Below are 18,919 nucleotides of genomic sequence, written 5' to 3'. Positions count from 1 at the left end.
CGAACAGGAGAGCCCTATGACGAAATATCTCGAAGTCCTCGCCCCGCAGAATTGCCAGATCATCTTCATCGACCAGCAGCCGCAGATGGCCTTCGGCGTCCAGTCGATCGATCGACAGGTCTTGAAGAACAATGTCGTCGGCCTGGCCAAGGCCGCGAAGATCTTCGGCATTCCGACGACGATCACCACGGTTGAGACCACGAGCTTCTCCGGCCATACCTATCCCGAATTGCTGGCGGTCTTTCCGCAGAACAAGATCCTCGAGCGCACCTCGATGAACTCCTGGGACGACCAGAACGTCCGCGACGCGCTCGCTGCCAATGGCCGCAAGAAGGTGGTCGTCTCCGGCCTCTGGACCGAGGTGTGCAACACGACCTTCGCGCTCTGCGCCATGCTGGAAGGCGATTACGAGATCTACATGGTCGCCGATGCTTCCGGCGGCACCTCGGTCGATGCGCATAAATACGCCATGGACCGCATGGTACAGGCCGGGGTCGTCCCGGTGACCTGGCAGCAGGTGCTGCTCGAATGGCAGCGCGACTGGGCCCGTCGCGAAAGCTATGACGCGGTCATGGGCCTCGTGAAGGAGCATTCCGGCGCTTATGGCATGGGCGTCGACTACGCCTATACGATGGTCCACGGCGCGCCGGAGCGTGTCACCCATGGCGAGCGGATCGGCCCTCGGCCGGCAAAGGCCTGAGGTTCGGGAGGTCACAGCCGGGTGCTTTCCGCCGTGACCTCCGTCAATGCCCGGATGGATCAACGCCCCTTGTCGAGGAAGGGGCGGACCATGGCGATCGTGGCCGTGGGGTTCTCCTCCATGATCCAATGACCGGAATCGGGGATAACGCCTTCGGTCACGTCGGTCGCAGCATCCCGCATGACCACCGCCATCGTCGTGCCGAACGACTTCTCGCCGCCGAGCGCCAGAACCGGCATGGTGAGCTTGCCGCCAGCCTTCAGAAAAGCGCGGTTGTCGATCGCATCCTGATCGAAGGCCGCGAACTGGGCAAAGCCCGAATGCATCGCGCCGGGCAATGCGTAGAGCTTGGCGTAATGCTCGCGCGAAGCCTCGGTGAAGCGCGCCGGCGTTGCCGAGAACTCATTCCAGAAGCGGTCGAGATAGATGCGCTCGCGGCCGGCCACGAGCCGCTCCATGTCCGGCCCGCCGAAACGGAAATGCCAGAGCAGCGGGTTCTTGAGGATCTCCTCCCAGGGACCGACGCCGGGTACGGGTGCGTCGATGAGAGCGAAGCGGCCGACGCGCTGCGGATACTGCGCGGCGAAGGCGAAGCCGACCATGTTGCCGATGTCATGCGTCACCAGATCGGCACGCTCGATCTTGAGCGCGTCGAGCACGCCGGCCACGTCCCCGGCCTGGGTCTTCTTGTCGAAGCCCGAGGCCGGCTTCGACGACAGGCCGAGCCCGCGCAGATCGGGCACCACCACCGTGTAGTCCCGCACCAGATCGGCCGCCATCGGTGCCCACATGTCGCCGGTCTCGCCATAGCCATGCAGCAGCAGCACCGCCGGGCCCCGCCCGCCGACACGAACATGGATGGTCGCGCCGTTGGTCGCGATCTCCTGCGTCTTGAAGGAAGCCGGAAAGTCGGAAACCTGAGCAACCGCCGGGGTCGCCATGGCAAGTGCTCCAAGTGCTAAAGCGAGCTTCAACATCTAAAATCTCCCGCCTGTCGGGAGGGCGGTCGCTGTGACCGTCGCTGTCAGCCCCGTTGGCATGACGCAACGTAGCATTGGCCTCACGTTCGGATTAGCATCGCATCAGCGAAATTCAGGTCCGGAAAAACCGAACGATGTTGAAGCTCGACGGTATCGCAACCTTCGTCGCAATCGCGGAGGCTGGCTCTCTGAGCGAGGCGGCCCGCCGGCTGCGCCTGTCGAAATCGGTGGTGAGCGACCGCCTCGCCGAGCTGGAACGCGGCCTGGGCGCGAGCCTCCTGCATCGCAGCGCGCGCCGGCTCACGCTCACCGAGGACGGAGCCGCCTTTCTCACCCGCGCCACCCGTATCGCCCGTGATGTCGAGGAGGCTGCGGCCGATATGGCGGAGCGGCGGGGCGCCCTCGTCGGAGCGTTGCGGATTTCGGCACCGGTCACCTTCGGCCGGATGCATCTCGGCCCGGCGATCTACCCTTTTCTGGCCCGGCATCCCCGGATCGAGTTGACGCTCGACCTCGACGACCGCCGTATCGATGCCGGCTCCGACAGCTTTGATGCCGTGCTGCGCCATGGGCCGATCGCGGATTCGCGCCTCGTCGCCTGGACCCTGGCGCCGAGCCGGCGGGCTCTCGTCGCGTCGCCGGACTATCTCGCGCGGCGCGGGACGCCCGGCTCATTGGCCGAGCTCGATGGGCATGACGGCATCTTCTACACGAACCGCGGCGTGGGCGACTGGCGGTTCCGCGGGCCCGAGGGCGCCATCAGCGTGCGCGGGCGCCCGGCGCTGCGGGTCAACAACGGCGACATGATGCGGGATGCCGCGCTGGCGGGTCTGGGCATCGCATTGCTGCCGCTGTTCATCGCAAGCGCCGAGATCCGGAGCGGCGGTCTGCGCATCGTCGACATCGGCGTTCAGCCTGAAACCGAATTCATTCACCTGGCCCATCCCGAAGGTCGCCGCCCCTCGGCGAAGCTGCGCGCCTTCGCAGATTGCCTTCGCCGCGCCTTCGGCGATCCGCCCCCTTGGGAACGCTGAGGCGCAATCCGCAGCGGGACGGACGACAAAGCTTCTCGCCGCCGCCCCTCATGCAGCAGCGAGACCTGCGATCGGATTTTGAGGCGTCAGCGCAGGCGCAAGATCATGTGCCTCAGCAGCGCTTCCCTGCGCGGCAGGGCCGATACGAGAATGTGCTCGCGCGGCGAGTGCCACTCGTTCCCGATGACGCCCAGCCCGTCGAGCGTCGAGGTCCCGACGCCCGACGTGAAATTGCCGTCGCTGCCAAAGCTGCTGCGCGTCGTGCTCAAATCGCCCCCCAAGATCACGGCCAATTTTGCAGGCCTTCGCGAACAGGGGCCGGGAGCGATACGGTGTTTCCTGGTAGAATCTCGACGCTGATCGAGACGACACATCGATCCCGCAGCCGGTTGGAGGAAATCATGCGCGTTGGCGTCCCCAAGGAAATCAAGGTCCATGAATATCGCGTCGGGCTGACGCCGGAAGCCGCCCGGGAATATGTTGCCGCCGGCCACGAGGTGTTGATCGAGGCAGGAGCCGGGACTGGTATCTCCGCCCCGGATGCAGCCTATGAAGCAGCCGGAGCGCGGATTGTGGGCCACGCTGCCGAGGTGTTCGCCTCGGCGGATATGATCGTCAAGGTCAAGGAACCGCAGCCGACGGAGTGGGGGCAGCTGCGTGAAGGCCAGATTCTTTTCACCTATCTGCACCTCGCCCCCGACCCGAAACAGACGGCCGGCCTGGTACAGTCCGGCGTCACCGCCATTGCCTACGAGACCGTGACAGACCGCTTTGGCGGGTTGCCGCTTCTGGCGCCGATGAGCGAGGTCGCGGGACGGCTCGCGATCGAGGCCGCCGGCGTTTCCCTCAAGCGCCATGCAGGCGGGCGCGGCATCCTGATCGGCGGCGTGCCCGGCGTTCCGCCGGCCCGCATCGTCGTGATCGGCGGTGGCGTCGTCGGCACGCATGCTGCCCGCATGGCCGCCGGATTGGGCGCGGACGTCGTCATCATCGACAGATCGCTGCAAAGGCTGCGGCAGCTCGACGAGTTGTTCGGCGGCAGGGTCCGCACGCGGTTTTCGACGCTGCATGCCATCGAAGAGGAGGTGGTCGCCGCCGACGTGGTCATCGGAGCGGTCCTCATCCCCGGCGCTGCGGCACCGCGATTGGTGTCACGCACGCAGCTCTCGCGGATGAAGCGCGGGGCGGTTCTCGTCGATGTCGCGATCGACCAGGGCGGGTGCTTCGAAACCTCGCGGCCGACGACACATGCCGATCCGACCTTCGAGGTCGACGGCGTGATCCACTATTGCGTCGCAAACATGCCCGGAGCCGTCCCGCTGACCTCCAGCTACGCCTTGAACAATGCCACGCTCCCGTTTGGACTGGCGCTCGCCGCGAAGGGCCTCGACGCCATTCGCAGCGATCCCCATCTCGCGGCCGGCCTGAACGTCCACCGCGGCCAGATCACGAACGAACCGGTCGCCGCCAGCCTTCGATCACCCTGCGTATCGGTGGAGAAGGCCCTGGCCGCATAAGGCGGTGGCTCCCGGCGGTTTTTCCCTGGACGGTTTGCCGGGAGCTGCCGAGCTGCTCCTGACGTGGAAGCCATCTGCCGCGAAAGCCTGAGTTCGCGGTCCGACTACGGCGTGTTTGGGCGGGTGACGCTCACGTCGTGGCGTGGGGAAGCGCGGTCATCGCGTGCAGGTGCAGCCGCATCTTGATGTCCTGGTTGTGATTGCCGAAGCCGCGGCCGAAGATGTTGACGCCGCCGGGCCTGCCCTCCCTTTCGTCGATGCCGACACGCATCTTGATCGAGTGGTGCCGGTCGAGGTCGAGCTCCTCGATCGTGACATCGCTGAGTCTGCGCTCGCCGAGGAAGGTGCCTTCGGCCGTGATGCGCCAGGTCGTCAGAATGCCGTATTGCGATCCCTCAAGCTTCCACCAGTGCGGCGTGTAGGCGCCGCGGCGGTCCCCATAATCGCCGGGGCATGTCCAGGTTCCGATCTTGCGCTCGTTGACCCACAGGCTGATGTCCGAGGGCCAGTCGGAATTGGTCCCCGGCACTTCCGACGACATCTCCATCTCGAATTCGAGGGCTTCGACCTTGCGGTTGAGAACCTTCGCGTTGTTCGGGAATTTGTATTCGACATAGCCGCGACCGAACCAGATCAGCGCCGCCTGCACGCGGCGCGGATCGAGAAACAGTTCGGGCACGTCGAGCACCCCTAGAATGCGCTCGGTCGAGCACAGACCGCAGGGGGCGGAGACGTCCGAATTCGTATACAGCCCGAGCGGCATCTCGACCTCGACGACATTGTTCTCGCGGCTGGGATCGTCGGGGTCGAGATTGACGACGATCTCGGTATAGCGGGCGGCGCAGACCTTCTGCTGGCCCTTGGTGGCCTTGCCGAGCGAGGTCGAGATCAGCTCGGCCTCCTCCAGCACCTGGACGTTGGTCACGATCGTCGATTGCGGCAGACCGAGGATCTCCGCAATCTGATTGATGTTCTTCGGGCCCTGCCGGTTGAGCAGCCTCAGGATGCGCAGCCTGACCGGAGAGGCCAGGCCGCGCAGCACCTGATACTGCCGGTCGGCGTTGACGACGAGGAAGCCCCGGTCGCGCGGCTTGGTCGCGCCCGACGTGTCGCCGCGATTGCCGCGGCGGCCGCGCTGGTGTCGTGGCGGGCTCTCGTCCATCGTCGCGGGCTTCTGTCAGCTGTCCAGCCTGATCACATTCCACGAAGCCGGCTGCAAGGCCAGGGTGATGCTGTCCGGCTTCGTCGAGACCTTCTTCAAGGTCGCCGGCTTGACCTTGAGCGGTTCCTCCTTGCTGTTGACCGCCTTCAGGTCGGCATGGCGCAGTTCGGTCGCTTCCGAGACCGTGAGCTTGCCGAAGCCGCGCGCATCGACGGTGACCTCGACGCCCTGTTCAAGGTCGCGATTGAGCAGGAAGAGCGAGACGCCCTTGTCGTCGCAGACCACGGACGCCTTCAGATAGGGCGCGTCGATCGGATAGAAGAGATCCTGCTTGCCCCTGGGGTCGAAATAGGAGGCCTCGTAGCTTTCGGATTTGACGATCGCCTTGAGCACGGTCCCGCGTCCCAGCCGGCTCATCTGCGCGAAGGGCCAGAAGATGGTCTGGCGCCAGGCCGGACCGCCGGTTTCGGTCATGATCGGCGCGATGACGTTGACGAGCTGTGCGAGGCAGGCGGTCTTCACGCGATCGGCGTGATTGAGAAGCGAGATGCAGGCGCCGCCGAAGACCAGCGCATCCTCCATGGAGTAGATTTCCTCGAGGATCGGCGGCGCCACCGGCCATCCTTCCTTGACGCGGTCGGCCCGCACGCGCCGCGTCCGGTACCACACATTCCATTCGTCGAAGCTCAGCATGATGCGCTTGTCGGAGCGACGGCGTGCCGCCACGGCGTCGGAGATTGCGACGACCTCCTCGATGAACTGGTCCATCAGGTCGGGGCTGGCGAGGAAGGCCTTGGTGTCGCCGGCGTAGTTGTTGAAGTAGGTGTGCAGCGAGATGAATTCGACCTGGTCGAAGGTGTGCTCCAGCACCTCGTCCTCCCAGCGGCCATAGGTCGGCATGTTGCGGCCGGAGGAGCCGCAGGCGGCGAGCTCGATCGACGGGTCGATCCAGCGCATCATCTTCGCCGCCTCATAGGCGACGCGCCCGTATTCCGTCGCGGTCTTGTGCTCCATCTGCCAGGGACCGTCGACCTCGTTGCCGAGGCACCAGAACTTGATGTCATGCGGCTTCTTCCAGCCATGCTTGATGCGGAGATCCGACCAGGCCGTGCCGCCGGGATGGTTGCAGTATTCGACGAGGTTGCGCGCCGCGTCGCCGTCGCGCGTGCCGAGATTGACGGCGAGCATGGGCTCGATCTTCGCCGCCCGGCACCAGTCCACGAATTCGTTGGTGCCGAAGCTGTTCGGCTCGGTGGTGAACCAGGCGAGGTCGAGCCTGGCGGGGCGGTCCTTGATCGGGCCGACGCCATCCTCCCAATTATAGCCGGAGACGAAATTCCCGCCCGGATAGCGCATGATCGTCGGTCCGAGCTCCTTGACGAGTTCGAGCACGTCCTTGCGGAAGCCACGCTTGTTGGCGGTGGGATGGCCTGGCTCGTAGATGCCGCCATAGACACAGCGGCCGAGATGCTCGACGAAGGCGCCGAAGAGCCTCGGATCGGTGTCGCCGATGGCGAAGGCGCGGTCGAAGGTGATGCTGGCTTGTCTCATGACCTGTCTCCGGATGTTTCAACCGCTTTGCGTGGATGGGTGGCACGGAAGGCTCCGGCGCTGTCGGGCGTGAGCACGGCGTCGCGGAGTTGGCGGGAATAGGGATGCGTGGGTGCCGAGAGCACGGCACGAGCCGGTCCCTGCTCGACCACGACGCCCTTCTGCATGATGATCAGCCGGTCGCTGATGTAGTAGGCGGTGGCGAGATCGTGGGTGATGTAGACGATCGACAGGCCGAGCTCGTCGCGCAGCCGGCCGAACAGGTTGACGATCGACATGCGCAGAGATGCGTCCACCATCGAGACAGGCTCGTCGGCGACGATCAGCCTGGGCTTCGCGACGAGGGCACGCGCGATGGCGACACGCTGCAGCTGGCCGCCGGAAAGCTCGTGCGGAAACCGCCCCGCGATTTCCGGGAGCGACAATCCGACCTGCCGCAGCGCCTCGTCGACCGGTTCCTCGACGGCGCTTTTGCCGGCCGCGCCTCCGAAGCGCTCCGCCGTCATGAACAGATAGCGGTCGAGCTGCTTCAGCGGATTGAACGCCTCGAACGGGTTCTGGAAGATCGGCTGGACCTCGGCCATGAAGGCGCGTCGCTCATAGGCCGCGACGTCGCGGCCCCCGAGCCTGATCAGGCCGGAGCTGGGCGCATGGATGCCGAGGATCATCCGCGCCAGGGTCGACTTGCCAGAGCCGGACTCGCCGATCACGGTGAATATCTCGGGCTTGTCCGCCGCGAGGGCGAAGCTCACCTCCTTCACCGCCTCGACGCGGCGCGTCGAGAACAGCCCCCCGCGCGAGAAGCTCTTGCTGACCCGGTCGAGTTCAAGCAGCGCGCTCATGCCGCCGCCCCCTCGTTGACCGCATGGCAGGCGACACGATGGCCGGGCAAGGTCTCGATCATGGCGGGCACGGTGGTTGCACAGATCGGCATGGCCAGCGGGCAGCGCGGATGGAAGCGGCAGCCGGGCGGAGGCGCCGCCAGATTGGGCGGGGTCCCTTCGAGGCCCTCGCGTTGCTGCGTGTCGCCGATGCGCGGCAGGCTCGCGATCAGGTGGCGCGTATAGGGATGCAGCGGCCGCGAGAAGATCTCGGGCGTCTCGCCATCCTCGACGAGGCGCCCCGCATACATGATGCCGAGCCGGTCGGTCAGGGCGGCGTGGACACCCATGTCATGGGTGATGAACAGCACGCTCGAGCCCATCTCGCACTGGATCGCGCGGATCATCGCCAGCACGTCTTTCTGCACGACCACATCGAGGGCCGTGGTCGGTTCGTCGGCGATGATGAAATCCGGCTTGCAGATCGTCGCGAGCGCGATGGTCACACGCTGGCGCATGCCGCCGGACAGCTCGTGCGGATAGGCGGCGAGCACCGACGGGTCGAGCTTGACGCGCTCCAGATGCGCTTCGGCCCGCGCGTCGAATTCGGCCTTGCTGCCGCCGAGATGGCGCCAGGCGAAGTCGCGAAAACTGTGCCTGACCCGCCTGAGCGGGTTCAGCACGTTCATCGAGCCCTGCATGATGTAGGACAGGTGCCGCCAGCGGATGGCGCGCACCACATCCGGCGGCGCCCGGCCGATCGCGTCCCAGCCCGGCAGGAAGGAAAAGCGGGCCGAACCACCGACCATTTCGAGCGGCGGCTTCAGCAGCCCCGCGATCGTCTTGACCAGAGTCGTCTTGCCGGAGCTGGATTCCCCCGCAAGCCCGTAGATCTCGTTGCGGTTCACCGCGAAGGTGACGCCGTCCACCGCCCTGACCTCGCGGTTGACGCCGAAATAATGGCTGCGGAAATGCGCCTGGAGGTCGCGAACCTCGAGCACCGGCCCCGCATCGTCCCCGCCGCTCATCGGCTGCCTCCCATCCGGGCGAGACGGCTGCGCGGGTCGATATATTCGTTCATCGAGACAGCCAGCAGAAACAGGCCGACGAAGGTCATCACCACCAGCGCGACGGGAAAGGCGATCCACCACCAGATGCCGGCCACGAGAGCGGTATGCTGGTTGGCCCAGTAGATCATCCCGCCGATCGTCGGTGTGTTGATGTCGGTGAAGCCCAGCACGGCGAGGGTGACCTCGATGCCGATCGACCAGTTCATGTTGTTCATCGTGGTGGAGAAGACGATCGGCAGCACATAGGGCAGGTGCTCGCGCGCCAGGATCTCGTGCGTCTTCATCCCCGAGAAGATGCTCGTCTGCGTGAACTCGCGCGTCTTCAGGGAAAGGGCGACCGAGCGGATCAGGCGGGCGTCATAGGCCCAGCCGAGGCAGGCCATGATGGTGGCGAGCAGCGGCGTCGACATCGAGTCGCGCAGCACGAAGTAGAACAGGATCAGGATCGGGAAGAGCGGGATGATGATGAAGGTGTCGTTGATCGACATCAGCACCCGGTCGATCCAGCCGCCGCAGTAGCCGGCGAGCAGCCCGACGACGAGCGCGATCACCCGCGACAGCGCCGCGACCATGATGCCGAAGAAGAGCGTGTTGCGGATCGCCGCCGTGAGCTGCCAGAACACGTCCTGCCCGCGCGAGGTCGTTCCGAGCCAATAGGCGGTGGAGGGCGGCAGGTCGGGCGGCACGACATAGACGTCGCCCGCCGGATAGAGCGAGACGAGGGACAGCGCCGCCATCATCGCCACGATGCCGACGAGCACGAGCCCGATCCGGAATTCGAGATTGTAGCGGATCAGGTCCCGCAGGATGGCCAGCATCAGCGCAGCTCCACGCGCGGGTCGATCAGCGGATAGAGCAGATCGATCACCAGGACCCCGACCGAGACGGCGATGATCGAGACGGTGGTGACGCCGAGCACCAGACCGTAGTCGCCGGCATAGACCGCATCGACAAGGAGGGTCCCGACGCCGGGATAGCCAAAGACCTTCTCGGTGATCACCGCGCCGTTGAAGATGCCGCCGAGCGACATGGCGAGCCCGGTCACCTGCGGCGCCAGCGCATTGCGCATGACGTAGGAGCCGAGCACCCTGCGGCTGTCGAGCCCGGCGATCTCGGCATAGACGACATAGTCCTCGGTCACGATGTTCGAAACGAGCGAGCGCATGCCGAGGAACCAGCTGCCGAGCCCGATCAGGATCAGCGAGAGCGCCGGCAGGACCGAGTGCCGGGCGACGCTCGAAACGAAGGACCAGTTCCAGCCCTGCTGCAGGTTCATTGCCGACCCGCCGGTGATCGGCAGCACCGGCCAGAGGAAGCCGAAGACGATGAGCAGCAGAAGCGCGACGATGTAGTAGGGGATCGGATGGACGCCCATGGCGACGACGCCCATCAGCTTCAGCGTGCGGTTGCGCTGGTAGTAGCCGGCGAGCCCGCCGAGCCAATTGCCCAGCACCCAGGTGATCAGCGTCGAGACGATCAGCAGACCCGCCGTCCAGGGCAGCGCGCGACCGATCAGGGTCGAGACGGGGGTCGGGAAGGCGGAGAGAGAGGGACCGAAATCACCACGCAGCACCCGGCTCCAGAAGGTGAGGTATTGCTCGGCCAGCGTGCCCTTGAGCCCGTAGAGCTCCTGCAGCGAGGCGCGCATCGCCGCGATCGCCTCGGGCGCGGTGCTGCCGAAGGAGGTCACGGCCGAGATCGACTGCTCGACCGGGTCGATCGGCGAGGCATGGGTGATCACGAAGGCCAGGTTGACCCCGATGAAAACCACCACGGCGAACTGGGCCAGACGTTTCGCGAGATAGGCGGGGTAGGCGCTCATGCGATCCCGAAAGCTCCACCGGTCCGTGCGACGCAGACGTCACCGGCTGGCGATTGTCCTGGGAGGAAGGCGGGCCGCCCGGCGAGGCGGCCCGGGTTTCTCAGTTGGCCGGCTTCAAGCGCACGAACATGTAGCGGGAGTTACCCCAGTTCGTGACCGGGTTCGCGTAGGGATCGTCGGCGGTCGGGTAGCCCTTCCAATAGGTCTGATCCATCGCGGTGAAGACGTTGTAGGCCATCAAGGGAATGATCGGCATCTCGCGGGTCATCAGCTTGACGTAGTCGCGACCGAGCTCGACGCCCCTGGGATCGTCGAAGTCGATCTTGCGAATGTCCTCAATGATCTTGTCGAGTTCCGGATGGCTCCAGCGCTGCCAGTTACGCAGCGGCTGCGGCTGGCCGGGCGGGGCGACGAACTGCGAATGCCAACTGTCCATGAAATAGGACAGGTCCTGATGGCCGCCCCAGGTCTCGACGCTCCAGCCGATGAAGGCGTCGAAATCGCCGGCCGCGCGCCGCGTCAGCAGCGTGCCCTGCGCGACGTCGATGCGCGCATCGACGCCGGCCTGCTTCCATTGCTGCACGATCATCGTGCCCGCCCGCGTCATGACCGGCCGAAGATCGCCCTCGACCATGAGCCTGACCACAAACGGCTTGCCGTCAGGCGTCAGCCACTGGTTGCCCTGCTTGCGGAAGCCGGCCCGCGTCAGCAATTCGCCGGCGGCGGCGACATTGGTCTTCCACCAGCCGAGGCCGAAGGATTTGTCGATCACCGCCGGATCGGAGGGGATCTGGTCGCCCATGGACGGACGCAGCATGTCGGCGATCTGCTTGCCGACCGTCGGGTCGTAGGGCTTGATCTTGCTCTTGCCGGTATCGATCTCGAAATCCTTGAGCCAGGCCTCCATCGGCTTGTGATAGGCCTCCGGATGAATACCGGTCGGCGGCACGGCGATCGCGGAGATGGTCGCGGCGCCGCGATAGGCGGCCATGGTCACGGCCTTGACGTCGATCATCAGCGCCAGCGCCCAGCGCACGTCGCGGTTCTTCAGCTGCTCGTGCTGGGTGTTGAAGATCACCGCCGGCAAGGTCGGGTCCGGATGGCCATAGGGGAAGCCCTTGAACCAGGCGCGGGTGCCCTTGTCCTGCTTTGCCAGCGTGAACATGCCCTCCGGGGCGATGTCGTGAATGACGTCGAGCTCATGATTGAGCTGCGCGATGACGCGCTTGTCCGGCGGCCCCGGGTCGATATAGGCGAGATATTTCGGTCCCGGCTTGCCGTGCCGGCCGAGCGAGCTGCGCTGCCAGTCCTCGCGCAGCTGCCAGATGTACCATTTGCCGTCGGGGTCGAAGGAGTGGAGCGTATAGGCCCCGAGCGAGACGGGCTTGTTAAAGTCGAACTTCGCGGGATCTTCGACCTTCTCAAAGACGTGCTTGGGCAGGATCCAGATCGCCCCCCAGCGCACGGTGAAATTGGTGTGGAAGCGCGAGTTGGACTTCTTGAGCTTGAAGATGACCGTCTCGGCGTCAGGCGTGTCGACGGAGGCGACGTTATTGGCGAGCACCGCCGAGAAGCGCATGTTCGGGTTCTTGATCTGGATATCGACCGTTGCCTTCACGTCCGCGGAGGTGAATTCGACGCCGTCACTCCAGAACAGGCCGCGCCGCAGCTTGACCCGCATCTCGGTGAAGTCGGCATTGTAGACCGGCTTCTCGGCGGCCAGCGAATTGTCCCAGGCGCCGTCCAGCCCCTTTTCGGGATCGATGTACCAGAGCGTGTCGAGCGCCGCCTGCTGCAGCCCGTTCGACTGGCTGCCGGCGTTGATCGCCCAGATGTTGAACCAGCCCGCGTTCTTGATCGTCCCTTCCGGATTCTCGAGAATCAGGAGCTCCTTGCGGGGGATGCTCTGCGGAACGCCCTGGGCCGCCGACGGCGTCGGCAAGAACGGTATTGCGGGTGCAAGGAGCGCGGCCGCAAGCAGCCACGCGCGCAGACGCGTCATCGTCACCTCCCTAAAGACGGGGCGTTGTTCGCCCTTCGATGACGCGAGCTTAGGCGGTGCCCAAAAGGGGAGCAACGATGGATATGGTCTATATCAGAAGGTTAGATATGAATGACGTAAGACATTGAAAATATGAATTATAATGCATCTTTCGAGTGCCCCGCCACATCCGGCCGCGCCGCTTGCCATGCCGTGAAGATCGCCCGGGCTGATGTGTCGGCGATCCGGCGCGACCGCGAACGATATGCAGGGCTCTGGCCGCCCTATCGCGCCCGGATGGAGGAGAAAGGTCCGCCCTGATCGGTGTCCGGGGTCCGCCCGAATCCGGGACAAGCCCATAGCGCCCGAGCACCGCCATCGCCGCTGGATCGCTCCCCCCTGAGATTTCAGGCGATTTGCGATTTCCAGAGAGATTTGAGCTGCGAAAAATTCAGGACCTACTGTTTTCGATCGGCGCCGGCCGCAGCTTTAACGCGAAGTATCGCGCGCAATTTCTGCATAATTGAAAATATTCGTCATCGTCCTTGAAAATAAAATATTACGAATTATTTCTTTAAAGTGTGATATTATGTTCTGCGGAAGGATTTTCTTCCGCAGGATGGAAGAAAATATCATGAAAATTCCTTCACAGACCAAGCCTGCCATCTGGGGTGCCGTTGGTGGCGCGATCGCCCTGGCCGTAGTCGGATTCTCCTGGGGCGGCTGGTCGACAGCCGCGTCGAGCGAGCGCTTGGCGAAGCTCAGAGCCGAGAATGCCGTTGTCGCCGCCTTGTCTCCGATCTGCGTGAGCAACTTCCAAAATCAGCCAAACGCGGATACCGCGCTCTCCGAGCTGAAGAAGATCAGCTCGTGGAGCCAGGGCGATTTCATCGCCAAGGGTGGCTGGGCCACGATGATAGGCAGCACATCGCCCGACTCGGCGGTCGCCAAGGCCTGTGCCGAAAGGCTCGGCATGCCGAAGACTTGAGGCGATCGCAGCGACCGTTCCGCGCGCAGTGCGACATCGGTCGAGCGGTCGCGACGCTTTCGGGACAGCGCGCCGGGGGCGTGTGCTGAAGCCGCGCGTGCCTTTGCCTGGTTTCCGGGGCGATAGCGATCTCGCATTATCGCTGGTCGACCTCGATGCCGGCGCCTGCCGCGACCGCCTGCATCGCGATCGGTCAAATGAGAACAGCGGCGGCGAATCCGTGGTATCCTGTCTGATCAGTCTCGCCGAGATTCGCCAGTTTGCCCGCGTCGGCGGGGATCGGCCGAAACTGGCGCCGCTTCGGGTCTTGCACGCCTGAGCCTTCGGCGATCTTGCACAAACAGATCGGCGGACATCTTGTCCCAGCCCAGTTTCCCGAACAGGCAGGCCTTGTACCTGCATCCCGATCCGTCGAGGGTCGTCGTGCGTTGGTATCGCCGCGCTGCTGGATGCGATGGGCGTTTGCGACGCGCGCCTGGATACCCGTCGCGAAGACGCGCGGCGTCCCGCCGGGCAACTTGCCCTCGAAAGTGAAAAACCATGACCGAACGGATCATCAAGGTTGGCGATATCGTGAACCTCTCATTCGGCTTCGCCGACCGGTCGGGAGAGGGAGATTATGAGGTCTTTCGCGTGATGCCCGTGCGCGAGAGCGGAGAGCGCCAGTATCGCGTCAGAGGCGCTGACGGACATGAGAGGGCGATCGGTCACGACCAGATCGTCCTTTCGACAACGAAATCGCCGGCATCCGGCTCCCGGTGACGATCATGGGTTCGCTGGCATCAGCGACCGGACAGAAGGGGCGGCCGCAGCCGCCTATCAGGAGAAAGCAGATGACCGAACATTCGAAATCCCGCACCCAGGCGGAAGCCGCATTCCTCAAGACGCAGACACAAGCCCTGTCGCGCAATCGCATCCTGTCGGAAGCCGAAGGCGTCAATCAGGCCCGCGACGCCAATACGGCCAGGCTGAAGGAACAGCGGCTCCAGAAGGAAGCCCTCGACCGCGCGACCGCGGCAGCAACGCCGAAGGCCGGCAAGCGCCCGAAATGAAAGCCAAGGCCGTCGCGGTCGCAAGCAACGAACCGAAGGAATCTGTCTTGGATATCGACGTGACGTCTAAACCGGGCGAGGCGGCGTGGCTGCTGACCGATCTGCTTGGCCGGGAAATGGGGCAGGTTGTGGAAGAAAGCCCAGGCGCGTTTCGAATCCAGCCCGCCGGTCATGCGGTGCAGACGATGGCGAGCATGAAGCTCGAACCCTATCGGACACTGGATGAGGCGCTTGCCGAGATCGAACGCTTCACCCGTGGAACTTGCAGGCGCGCGCAACCCGGCGATCGTGACGAGGAGCCGGCATCGTGACGAGCCGCCCCGCTTCCGTCACGGCCAGGGAACGAAGCTGAGCTTTATTCCGGCCGCTTGCGGCGGCGCTTATCCGGGGTGCCGGCCGGCATGTCGATGAGTTTCGCCTTCCGCGAAGCCTTGGTTTCGTCAGAGATCGGCACGTCGGAGAGCGCTTCGTCGATATGCCGCCCTGCAACGGCGCGCGCTTTCAGTTGCTGGCTCTTGCGGGTGACATTCTTGGGCGAATCCAGCGGAAGCGACCGATCCATGTCGTGAACCGGGGCGTGTGTCGCAGCGTGTGTCTGGCCGTCCTGGGATTTGATCGCATCGGTCATCAAGGACGAACGGCCCGCGCTGTTCTTTGTTCCTCGTCGAGGCCCGCTCCCGAGTTCAAGTCGGACAGTCCTACATGTCAAATGACAGGGACATCGATCTGGCCGCGTGGCACGTACATGGCGTAAATTGGGAATGCCCCGCCAAGCGGAGCGAGAGCGGGGATATTTTGACGACGCCGGAACTGCGAGACGCACGCTTCATGCGCAGCCTGCTGGCGGCGTCCGACGACTGCATCAAGGTCATCGATCTTGCCGGCGGGCTGTCCTTCATGAGCGAGGGCGGCCAGCGCATCATGGAGGTCAGCGACTTCAACGCGATCAAGGGATGTCCCTGGCCTGATTTCTGGACCGATGAGGGCAACGCGGACGCCAAATTCGCGCTCGAGGAAGCGCGGGCCGGCCGCAGCTATCGCTTCCAGGGCATCGCCAATACGTTTGCCGGAAATCCTCGCTTCTGGGATGTCCAGGTCGGCCCGATCATCGGTCCGGACGGCAAGCCCGAGGCGATTCTGTCGGTGTCGCGCGACATCACGGCGATCAAGGAAGCCGAGCAACGGCAACGCCTGCTCGCGCTGGAGCTGAAGCACCGGATGAAGAACACGGTCGCCATGATCCAGGCGATCGCCAATCAGACGATCCGTGGCGGCGCCGAGATTGACGCCGTCAAGGACGCCTTCACCGCGCGGCTCAACACCATGGCCTCGGCGCAGGACATCCTGACACAGACCGCCTGGGCAAGGGCGAGCTTGAAGTATCTCGTCGCAGAATCGTTGAAGGGGCATGGCGACCTGTCGCGCTTCCGGATCGAAGGTCCGGCCGTCGAGCTCTCGTCGAAGACCGCCCTGGCGATGGCGCTTGCGCTCCACGAACTGGCGACCAACGCCACGAAATATGGCGCGCTCAGCCAGGACGACGGACACATCGACGTGACGTGGTCGGTCCTGGAGGGCGAGTTCAATTTCGAGTGGCGCGAGAGCGGCGGCCCTCCCGTCGAGCCGCCCAGCCGCCGTGGCTTCGGATCGCGGATGATCGAACGGGCCTTGGCCGGATATTTCAGCGGGACAGCCGGGATGGACTATCAGCCGGCCGGCGTGGTCTTTTCGCTCCGTGGGCCCATCGAAGCCCTCACCGCCGACTGATCAAGCCGCTTCCCGGAAGGCTTCGATCACCTCGGCCGGCCGATACGGCTTCCTGAGATAGCGGACATTCGCCGGCAGATCGCCTTCACGGGGCTGGACGCGCCCGCTCGTCACCACGACGAGAACCGGCGGCCAGCCCAGGCGCACGGCATGCGCCAGCTTCATGCCGTCCATGGAGCCCGGCATTTCGATATCCGTGAACACCACCGCGATGTCGCGGCGGGCCTTCAGGATGGCGATGGCTTCGTCGGCATGGGCAGCCTCGACCACCTCGAATCCGGCTTCCGCGATGAAGTCCGCTGCGTCCATCCGGAGCAGCGGCTCATCTTCGACGATCAGGACAACCAGCTTCGACATCATGTTCTTTCGGATGCGTCTCTCAAGCCAACTGCCCGCGGCAGCTCTTGTTGCCTCGCATTGAAAAGAATTGCGTCCGTTGACCTGATCGCCGCATGAAAGCCGGCGGGGTCTCGATGATGCCGAGCGCTTCCCGCCCGCCTCGCCTCAGCCGCGGTGCTGCCAGCCCGTCAGCTTGCTCCACGCGGGTTGAGAACGTCCCTCAGCCGATCCCCAACAAGGTTGATCGCGATGACGGTGAACAGCAGGGCGAGGCCCGGATAGAAGCTGATCCAGAACTTGCCGGAGAGCATGTACTGGTAGCCATTGGCGATCAGCATGCCGAGGCTCGGTTCGGTGACCGGGACCCCGAGCCCCAGGAAGGACAGCGTCGCTTCGAGCGCAATGGCGCGGGCCACCTGGACGGTTGCGATCACCATCAGCGGCGTCAGGCAATTCGGTAGCAGGTGCCGCAGCAGGATGCGCCAGGGCGAGGCGCCCATCGCCCTGGCCGCCTCGATATATTCCTTGCGGCTCTCGATCAGCGCGCTGGCCCGGGCCGTGCGCGCATAGGCAGCCCATTCGACGATGACGAGCGCGAGCACGACGTTGAGCACGCCCTTGCCGAGAAAGGCGAGAATCATCAAGGCGATCAGGATCGCCGGAAAGGAGAGCTGCAGGTCGACCAGGCGCATCAAGGCGCTCTCGATCCGCCCGCCGGCATAGGCAGCAAAAAGGCCGAGCAGGGCGCCGACCGCAGCAGCGACCACGGCGGAGGTCACGCCCACGAACAGCGAGATGCGCAGGCCATAGAGAATGGCCGAGAGCATGTCGCGCCCCTGGTCGTCGGTACCCAGCCAGAACGTCATGCCGCTCGCCGAGGTCGAGCCGGGCGGCATGCGCCCGTCCAGGATGTCGAGCTGAGTCAGGTCGTAGGGGTTCTGCGGCGCGATCCAGGCAGCGAGGAGCGCGAGCAGGACGACGACCGCCAGCAGCGTCAGGCCGACCACGGCGGTGCGCGAGGCGGTGAAGGCGCGTGCGAATCGATTGAAGCCCGAGGCGCGCGGCGGGACGACTTGATCGAGCGAGGCCGGCGCGCTCATCGGCTCGTCCTCACGCGCGGGTCGAGCACCGCGTAGAGGCAATCGACCAGGAGGTTGATGGCGACGAAGAGCAGGACGATGATCATCAGATAAGCGACGATCATCGGCCGATCCAGGACATGAATGCTTTCGATGATCAGCTTGCCCATGCCCGGCCAGGAGAAGATCGTCTCGGTGACGACGGAAAAGGCGATCACCGATCCGAATTCGAGCCCGACGATGGTGACGACCGGGATCATGATGTTCTTCAGCAGATGCCTGCTCACGACCGCGCGCTCGGAAAGTCCCTTGGCGCGGGCGGTGCGGATGTAGTCCTGCGGGATGATCTCGCGCGCCTCGGCGCGGACGAGGCGCATCACCAGCGAGGTCTTGAACAGCGCCAGATTCAGCGCCGGCAAGATCATGTGCTGCAGCCCGTCCAGCGTCAGGAACGACCATTGGATGCCGAGGAGCGCGCGCGTCTCGCCGCGCCCGCCGGAGGGCAACCAGCCGAGCTGCACGGCAAAGACCATGATGAGCAGCAGCCCCACCCAGAACCCCGGCAGCGAGAAGCCGAGGATCGAGCCAGTCATGATCGCCTTGGAGACCGGCGAATGCGGTTTCACCCCGGCGAACAAGCCGAGCGGGATGCCGATCACGATCGCCAGCAACATCGCCGCGACCGCCAGTTCGAGCGTCGCCGGCATGCGCTGAAGAATGACCTGCAGGGCAGGCTCATTATAGACGAAGCTGCGCCCGAGATCGCCGTGGATCGCGCCGTTCAGGAAGGAGAGATATTGGACCCAGAGCGGCCGATCGAGGCCGAAGGCGGCAATGGTGCGCAGCCTCTCGCCCTGATCAGCATCTTGTGAGATCAGCGTCTCGACCGGATCGCCGATCACGCTGATGCCGATGAAGACGATCACCGTCATGGCGATCACCACGAAGATCGCCTGCAGCAGGCGTCGCAGCAGCCAGGCGCTCATGATCTGCGCTCGCCCATCTCACGCGCCTCGGTGGTGCTGCCATTCATCTGATTTCGCGCCGTCCGCTCAT

At 64.7% G+C, this 18,919-nt stretch carries 22 protein-coding genes; 9 read left to right on the top strand and 13 right to left on the bottom strand.

What is annotated here, in order from left to right:
* Window positions 1–16: 16 nt before the first annotated feature.
* On the top strand, window positions 17–700 hold the full coding sequence (locus GY40_RS22230) for a hydrolase (RefSeq protein ID WP_038367157.1): 684 nt from the start codon (window positions 17–19) through the stop codon (window positions 698–700).
* Window positions 701–759: 59 nt separating this feature from the next.
* Here GY40_RS22230 and GY40_RS22225 read toward each other — a convergent pair whose 3' ends face one another.
* Window positions 760–1,641 (bottom strand): alpha/beta fold hydrolase, encoded by an 882-nt coding sequence (locus GY40_RS22225; protein WP_248311258.1) that lies wholly within the window; start codon window positions 1,639–1,641, stop codon window positions 760–762.
* A gap of 173 nt (window positions 1,642–1,814) precedes the next feature.
* Between GY40_RS22225 and GY40_RS22220 the strand changes: the two genes are divergently transcribed.
* The gene (locus GY40_RS22220; RefSeq protein ID WP_038367151.1) at window positions 1,815–2,714 is read left to right on the top strand and encodes a LysR family transcriptional regulator; all 900 of its coding nucleotides are present in this window, start codon (window positions 1,815–1,817) and stop codon (window positions 2,712–2,714) included.
* Between the two features lie 86 nt (window positions 2,715–2,800).
* Here the strand turns inward: GY40_RS22220 and GY40_RS22215 are convergent, their stop codons facing one another.
* Entirely contained in the window at window positions 2,801–2,983 is a 183-nt protein-coding gene (locus tag GY40_RS22215) for a hypothetical protein (RefSeq protein WP_197062803.1), read from the bottom strand.
* A 132-nt stretch (window positions 2,984–3,115) separates the two neighbouring features.
* Between GY40_RS22215 and ald the strand changes: the two genes are divergently transcribed.
* A complete protein-coding gene (gene ald / locus GY40_RS22210) occupies window positions 3,116–4,231 on the top strand; it encodes an alanine dehydrogenase (protein ID WP_038367146.1) in 1,116 nt (371 codons plus the stop codon).
* A gap of 130 nt (window positions 4,232–4,361) precedes the next feature.
* Here ald and GY40_RS22205 read toward each other — a convergent pair whose 3' ends face one another.
* The 7 genes from GY40_RS22205 to GY40_RS22175 form a co-directional block, all read right to left on the bottom strand.
* Window positions 4,362–5,393 carry an ArsR/SmtB family transcription factor gene (locus tag GY40_RS22205; RefSeq protein WP_081925606.1) on the bottom strand — a complete coding sequence of 344 codons (1,032 nt, stop codon included), beginning with the start codon at window positions 5,391–5,393 and terminating at the stop codon, window positions 4,362–4,364.
* Between the two features lie 15 nt (window positions 5,394–5,408).
* Window positions 5,409–6,944 carry an arabinosylfuranosidase ArfA gene (locus GY40_RS22200; RefSeq protein WP_038367143.1) on the bottom strand — a complete coding sequence of 512 codons (1,536 nt, stop codon included), beginning with the start codon at window positions 6,942–6,944 and terminating at the stop codon, window positions 5,409–5,411.
* Window positions 6,941–7,786 carry an ABC transporter ATP-binding protein gene (locus tag GY40_RS22195; RefSeq protein ID WP_051988417.1) on the bottom strand — a complete coding sequence of 282 codons (846 nt, stop codon included), beginning with the start codon at window positions 7,784–7,786 and terminating at the stop codon, window positions 6,941–6,943. Before GY40_RS22195 ends, GY40_RS22200 begins: the two co-directional genes overlap by 4 nt.
* Complete coding sequence (locus GY40_RS22190) at window positions 7,783–8,793, bottom strand: ABC transporter ATP-binding protein (RefSeq protein WP_038367140.1); 1,011 nt, start codon at window positions 8,791–8,793, stop codon at window positions 7,783–7,785. Before GY40_RS22190 ends, GY40_RS22195 begins: the two co-directional genes overlap by 4 nt.
* On the bottom strand, window positions 8,790–9,653 hold the full coding sequence (locus tag GY40_RS22185; RefSeq protein WP_038367137.1) for an ABC transporter permease: 864 nt from the start codon (window positions 9,651–9,653) through the stop codon (window positions 8,790–8,792). The genes GY40_RS22190 and GY40_RS22185 overlap by 4 nt, the downstream gene beginning before the upstream one ends.
* Window positions 9,653–10,657: an ABC transporter permease gene (locus tag GY40_RS22180; protein ID WP_038367134.1), complete on the bottom strand. Its 1,005-nt coding sequence runs from the start codon at window positions 10,655–10,657 to the stop codon at window positions 9,653–9,655. The genes GY40_RS22185 and GY40_RS22180 overlap by 1 nt, the downstream gene beginning before the upstream one ends.
* 100 nt (window positions 10,658–10,757) lie before the next feature.
* Window positions 10,758–12,659, bottom strand: a complete 1,902-nt coding sequence (locus tag GY40_RS22175) for an ABC transporter substrate-binding protein (RefSeq protein ID WP_038367131.1) — start codon at window positions 12,657–12,659, stop codon at window positions 10,758–10,760.
* A gap of 502 nt (window positions 12,660–13,161) precedes the next feature.
* Here GY40_RS22175 and GY40_RS22170 point away from each other — a divergent pair.
* From GY40_RS22170 to GY40_RS22150, 5 genes are all read left to right on the top strand, one after another.
* Complete coding sequence (locus GY40_RS22170; RefSeq protein WP_248311257.1) at window positions 13,162–13,626, top strand: hypothetical protein; 465 nt, start codon at window positions 13,162–13,164, stop codon at window positions 13,624–13,626.
* 82 nt (window positions 13,627–13,708) lie between these two features.
* A complete protein-coding gene (locus GY40_RS22165) occupies window positions 13,709–13,945 on the top strand; it encodes a hypothetical protein (RefSeq protein WP_038367125.1) in 237 nt (78 codons plus the stop codon).
* A 221-nt stretch (window positions 13,946–14,166) separates the two neighbouring features.
* A complete protein-coding gene (locus GY40_RS22160) occupies window positions 14,167–14,388 on the top strand; it encodes a hypothetical protein (protein WP_038367122.1) in 222 nt (73 codons plus the stop codon).
* A gap of 71 nt (window positions 14,389–14,459) precedes the next feature.
* Window positions 14,460–14,678: a hypothetical protein gene (locus GY40_RS22155; protein ID WP_038367119.1), complete on the top strand. Its 219-nt coding sequence runs from the start codon at window positions 14,460–14,462 to the stop codon at window positions 14,676–14,678.
* Complete coding sequence (locus GY40_RS22150) at window positions 14,675–14,989, top strand: hypothetical protein (protein ID WP_051988416.1); 315 nt, start codon at window positions 14,675–14,677, stop codon at window positions 14,987–14,989. The genes GY40_RS22155 and GY40_RS22150 overlap by 4 nt, the downstream gene beginning before the upstream one ends.
* 44 nt (window positions 14,990–15,033) lie before the next feature.
* Here GY40_RS22150 and GY40_RS22145 read toward each other — a convergent pair whose 3' ends face one another.
* Window positions 15,034–15,306, bottom strand: a complete 273-nt coding sequence (locus GY40_RS22145; RefSeq protein WP_038367116.1) for a hypothetical protein — start codon at window positions 15,304–15,306, stop codon at window positions 15,034–15,036.
* 200 nt (window positions 15,307–15,506) lie between these two features.
* Here GY40_RS22145 and GY40_RS22140 point away from each other — a divergent pair, with 200 nt between their 5' ends.
* Window positions 15,507–16,445, top strand: a complete 939-nt coding sequence (locus GY40_RS22140; RefSeq protein ID WP_051988415.1) for a sensor histidine kinase — start codon at window positions 15,507–15,509, stop codon at window positions 16,443–16,445.
* Here the strand turns inward: GY40_RS22140 and GY40_RS22135 are convergent, their stop codons facing one another.
* The 3 genes from GY40_RS22135 to GY40_RS22125 all read right to left on the bottom strand — a co-directional run bounded on the left by GY40_RS22135 (window position 16,446) and on the right by GY40_RS22125 (window position 18,849).
* Window positions 16,446–16,802 (bottom strand): response regulator, encoded by a 357-nt coding sequence (locus tag GY40_RS22135; RefSeq protein WP_038367277.1) that lies wholly within the window; start codon window positions 16,800–16,802, stop codon window positions 16,446–16,448.
* A 170-nt stretch (window positions 16,803–16,972) separates the two neighbouring features.
* A complete protein-coding gene (locus tag GY40_RS22130; RefSeq protein ID WP_038367113.1) occupies window positions 16,973–17,884 on the bottom strand; it encodes an ABC transporter permease in 912 nt (303 codons plus the stop codon).
* A complete protein-coding gene (locus GY40_RS22125; RefSeq protein WP_038367110.1) occupies window positions 17,881–18,849 on the bottom strand; it encodes an ABC transporter permease in 969 nt (322 codons plus the stop codon). The genes GY40_RS22130 and GY40_RS22125 overlap by 4 nt, the downstream gene beginning before the upstream one ends.
* Window positions 18,850–18,919: the final 70 nt, after the last annotated feature.

The organism is Allobosea sp. UNC402CLCol (assembly GCF_000745475.1).
GTDB classification, from domain to species: domain Bacteria; phylum Pseudomonadota; class Alphaproteobacteria; order Rhizobiales; family Beijerinckiaceae; genus Allobosea; species Allobosea spartocytisi.
The sequence above is the reverse complement of the archived record's forward strand: the minus strand, read 5'-3'. Positions and strand labels throughout refer to the sequence as shown.

What these genes read in the sequence shown, in the direction of transcription:
- GY40_RS22230 (WP_038367157.1), top strand. Translation starts at nt 17, where the DNA reads ATGACGAAATATCTCGAAGTCCTCGCCCCGCAGAATTGCCAGATCATC.
- GY40_RS22225 (WP_248311258.1), bottom strand. Translation starts at nt 1,641, where the DNA reads ATGGCGACCCCGGCGGTTGCTCAGGTTTCCGACTTTCCGGCTTCCTTC.
- GY40_RS22220 (WP_038367151.1), top strand. Translation starts at nt 1,815, where the DNA reads ATGTTGAAGCTCGACGGTATCGCAACCTTCGTCGCAATCGCGGAGGCT.
- ald (WP_038367146.1), top strand. Translation starts at nt 3,116, where the DNA reads ATGCGCGTTGGCGTCCCCAAGGAAATCAAGGTCCATGAATATCGCGTC.
- GY40_RS22205 (WP_081925606.1), bottom strand. Translation starts at nt 5,393, where the DNA reads ATGGACGAGAGCCCGCCACGACACCAGCGCGGCCGCCGCGGCAATCGC.
- GY40_RS22200 (WP_038367143.1), bottom strand. Translation starts at nt 6,944, where the DNA reads ATGAGACAAGCCAGCATCACCTTCGACCGCGCCTTCGCCATCGGCGAC.
- GY40_RS22195 (WP_051988417.1), bottom strand. Translation starts at nt 7,786, where the DNA reads ATGAGCGCGCTGCTTGAACTCGACCGGGTCAGCAAGAGCTTCTCGCGC.
- GY40_RS22190 (WP_038367140.1), bottom strand. Translation starts at nt 8,793, where the DNA reads ATGAGCGGCGGGGACGATGCGGGGCCGGTGCTCGAGGTTCGCGACCTC.
- GY40_RS22185 (WP_038367137.1), bottom strand. Translation starts at nt 9,653, where the DNA reads ATGCTGGCCATCCTGCGGGACCTGATCCGCTACAATCTCGAATTCCGG.
- GY40_RS22180 (WP_038367134.1), bottom strand. Translation starts at nt 10,657, where the DNA reads ATGAGCGCCTACCCCGCCTATCTCGCGAAACGTCTGGCCCAGTTCGCC.
- GY40_RS22175 (WP_038367131.1), bottom strand. Translation starts at nt 12,659, where the DNA reads ATGACGCGTCTGCGCGCGTGGCTGCTTGCGGCCGCGCTCCTTGCACCC.
- GY40_RS22160 (WP_038367122.1), top strand. Translation starts at nt 14,167, where the DNA reads ATGACCGAACGGATCATCAAGGTTGGCGATATCGTGAACCTCTCATTC.
- GY40_RS22155 (WP_038367119.1), top strand. Translation starts at nt 14,460, where the DNA reads ATGACCGAACATTCGAAATCCCGCACCCAGGCGGAAGCCGCATTCCTC.
- GY40_RS22150 (WP_051988416.1), top strand. Translation starts at nt 14,675, where the DNA reads ATGAAAGCCAAGGCCGTCGCGGTCGCAAGCAACGAACCGAAGGAATCT.
- GY40_RS22145 (WP_038367116.1), bottom strand. Translation starts at nt 15,306, where the DNA reads ATGACCGATGCGATCAAATCCCAGGACGGCCAGACACACGCTGCGACA.
- GY40_RS22140 (WP_051988415.1), top strand. Translation starts at nt 15,507, where the DNA reads ATGCGCAGCCTGCTGGCGGCGTCCGACGACTGCATCAAGGTCATCGAT.
- GY40_RS22135 (WP_038367277.1), bottom strand. Translation starts at nt 16,802, where the DNA reads ATGTCGAAGCTGGTTGTCCTGATCGTCGAAGATGAGCCGCTGCTCCGG.
- GY40_RS22130 (WP_038367113.1), bottom strand. Translation starts at nt 17,884, where the DNA reads ATGAGCGCGCCGGCCTCGCTCGATCAAGTCGTCCCGCCGCGCGCCTCG.
- GY40_RS22125 (WP_038367110.1), bottom strand. Translation starts at nt 18,849, where the DNA reads ATGAGCGCCTGGCTGCTGCGACGCCTGCTGCAGGCGATCTTCGTGGTG.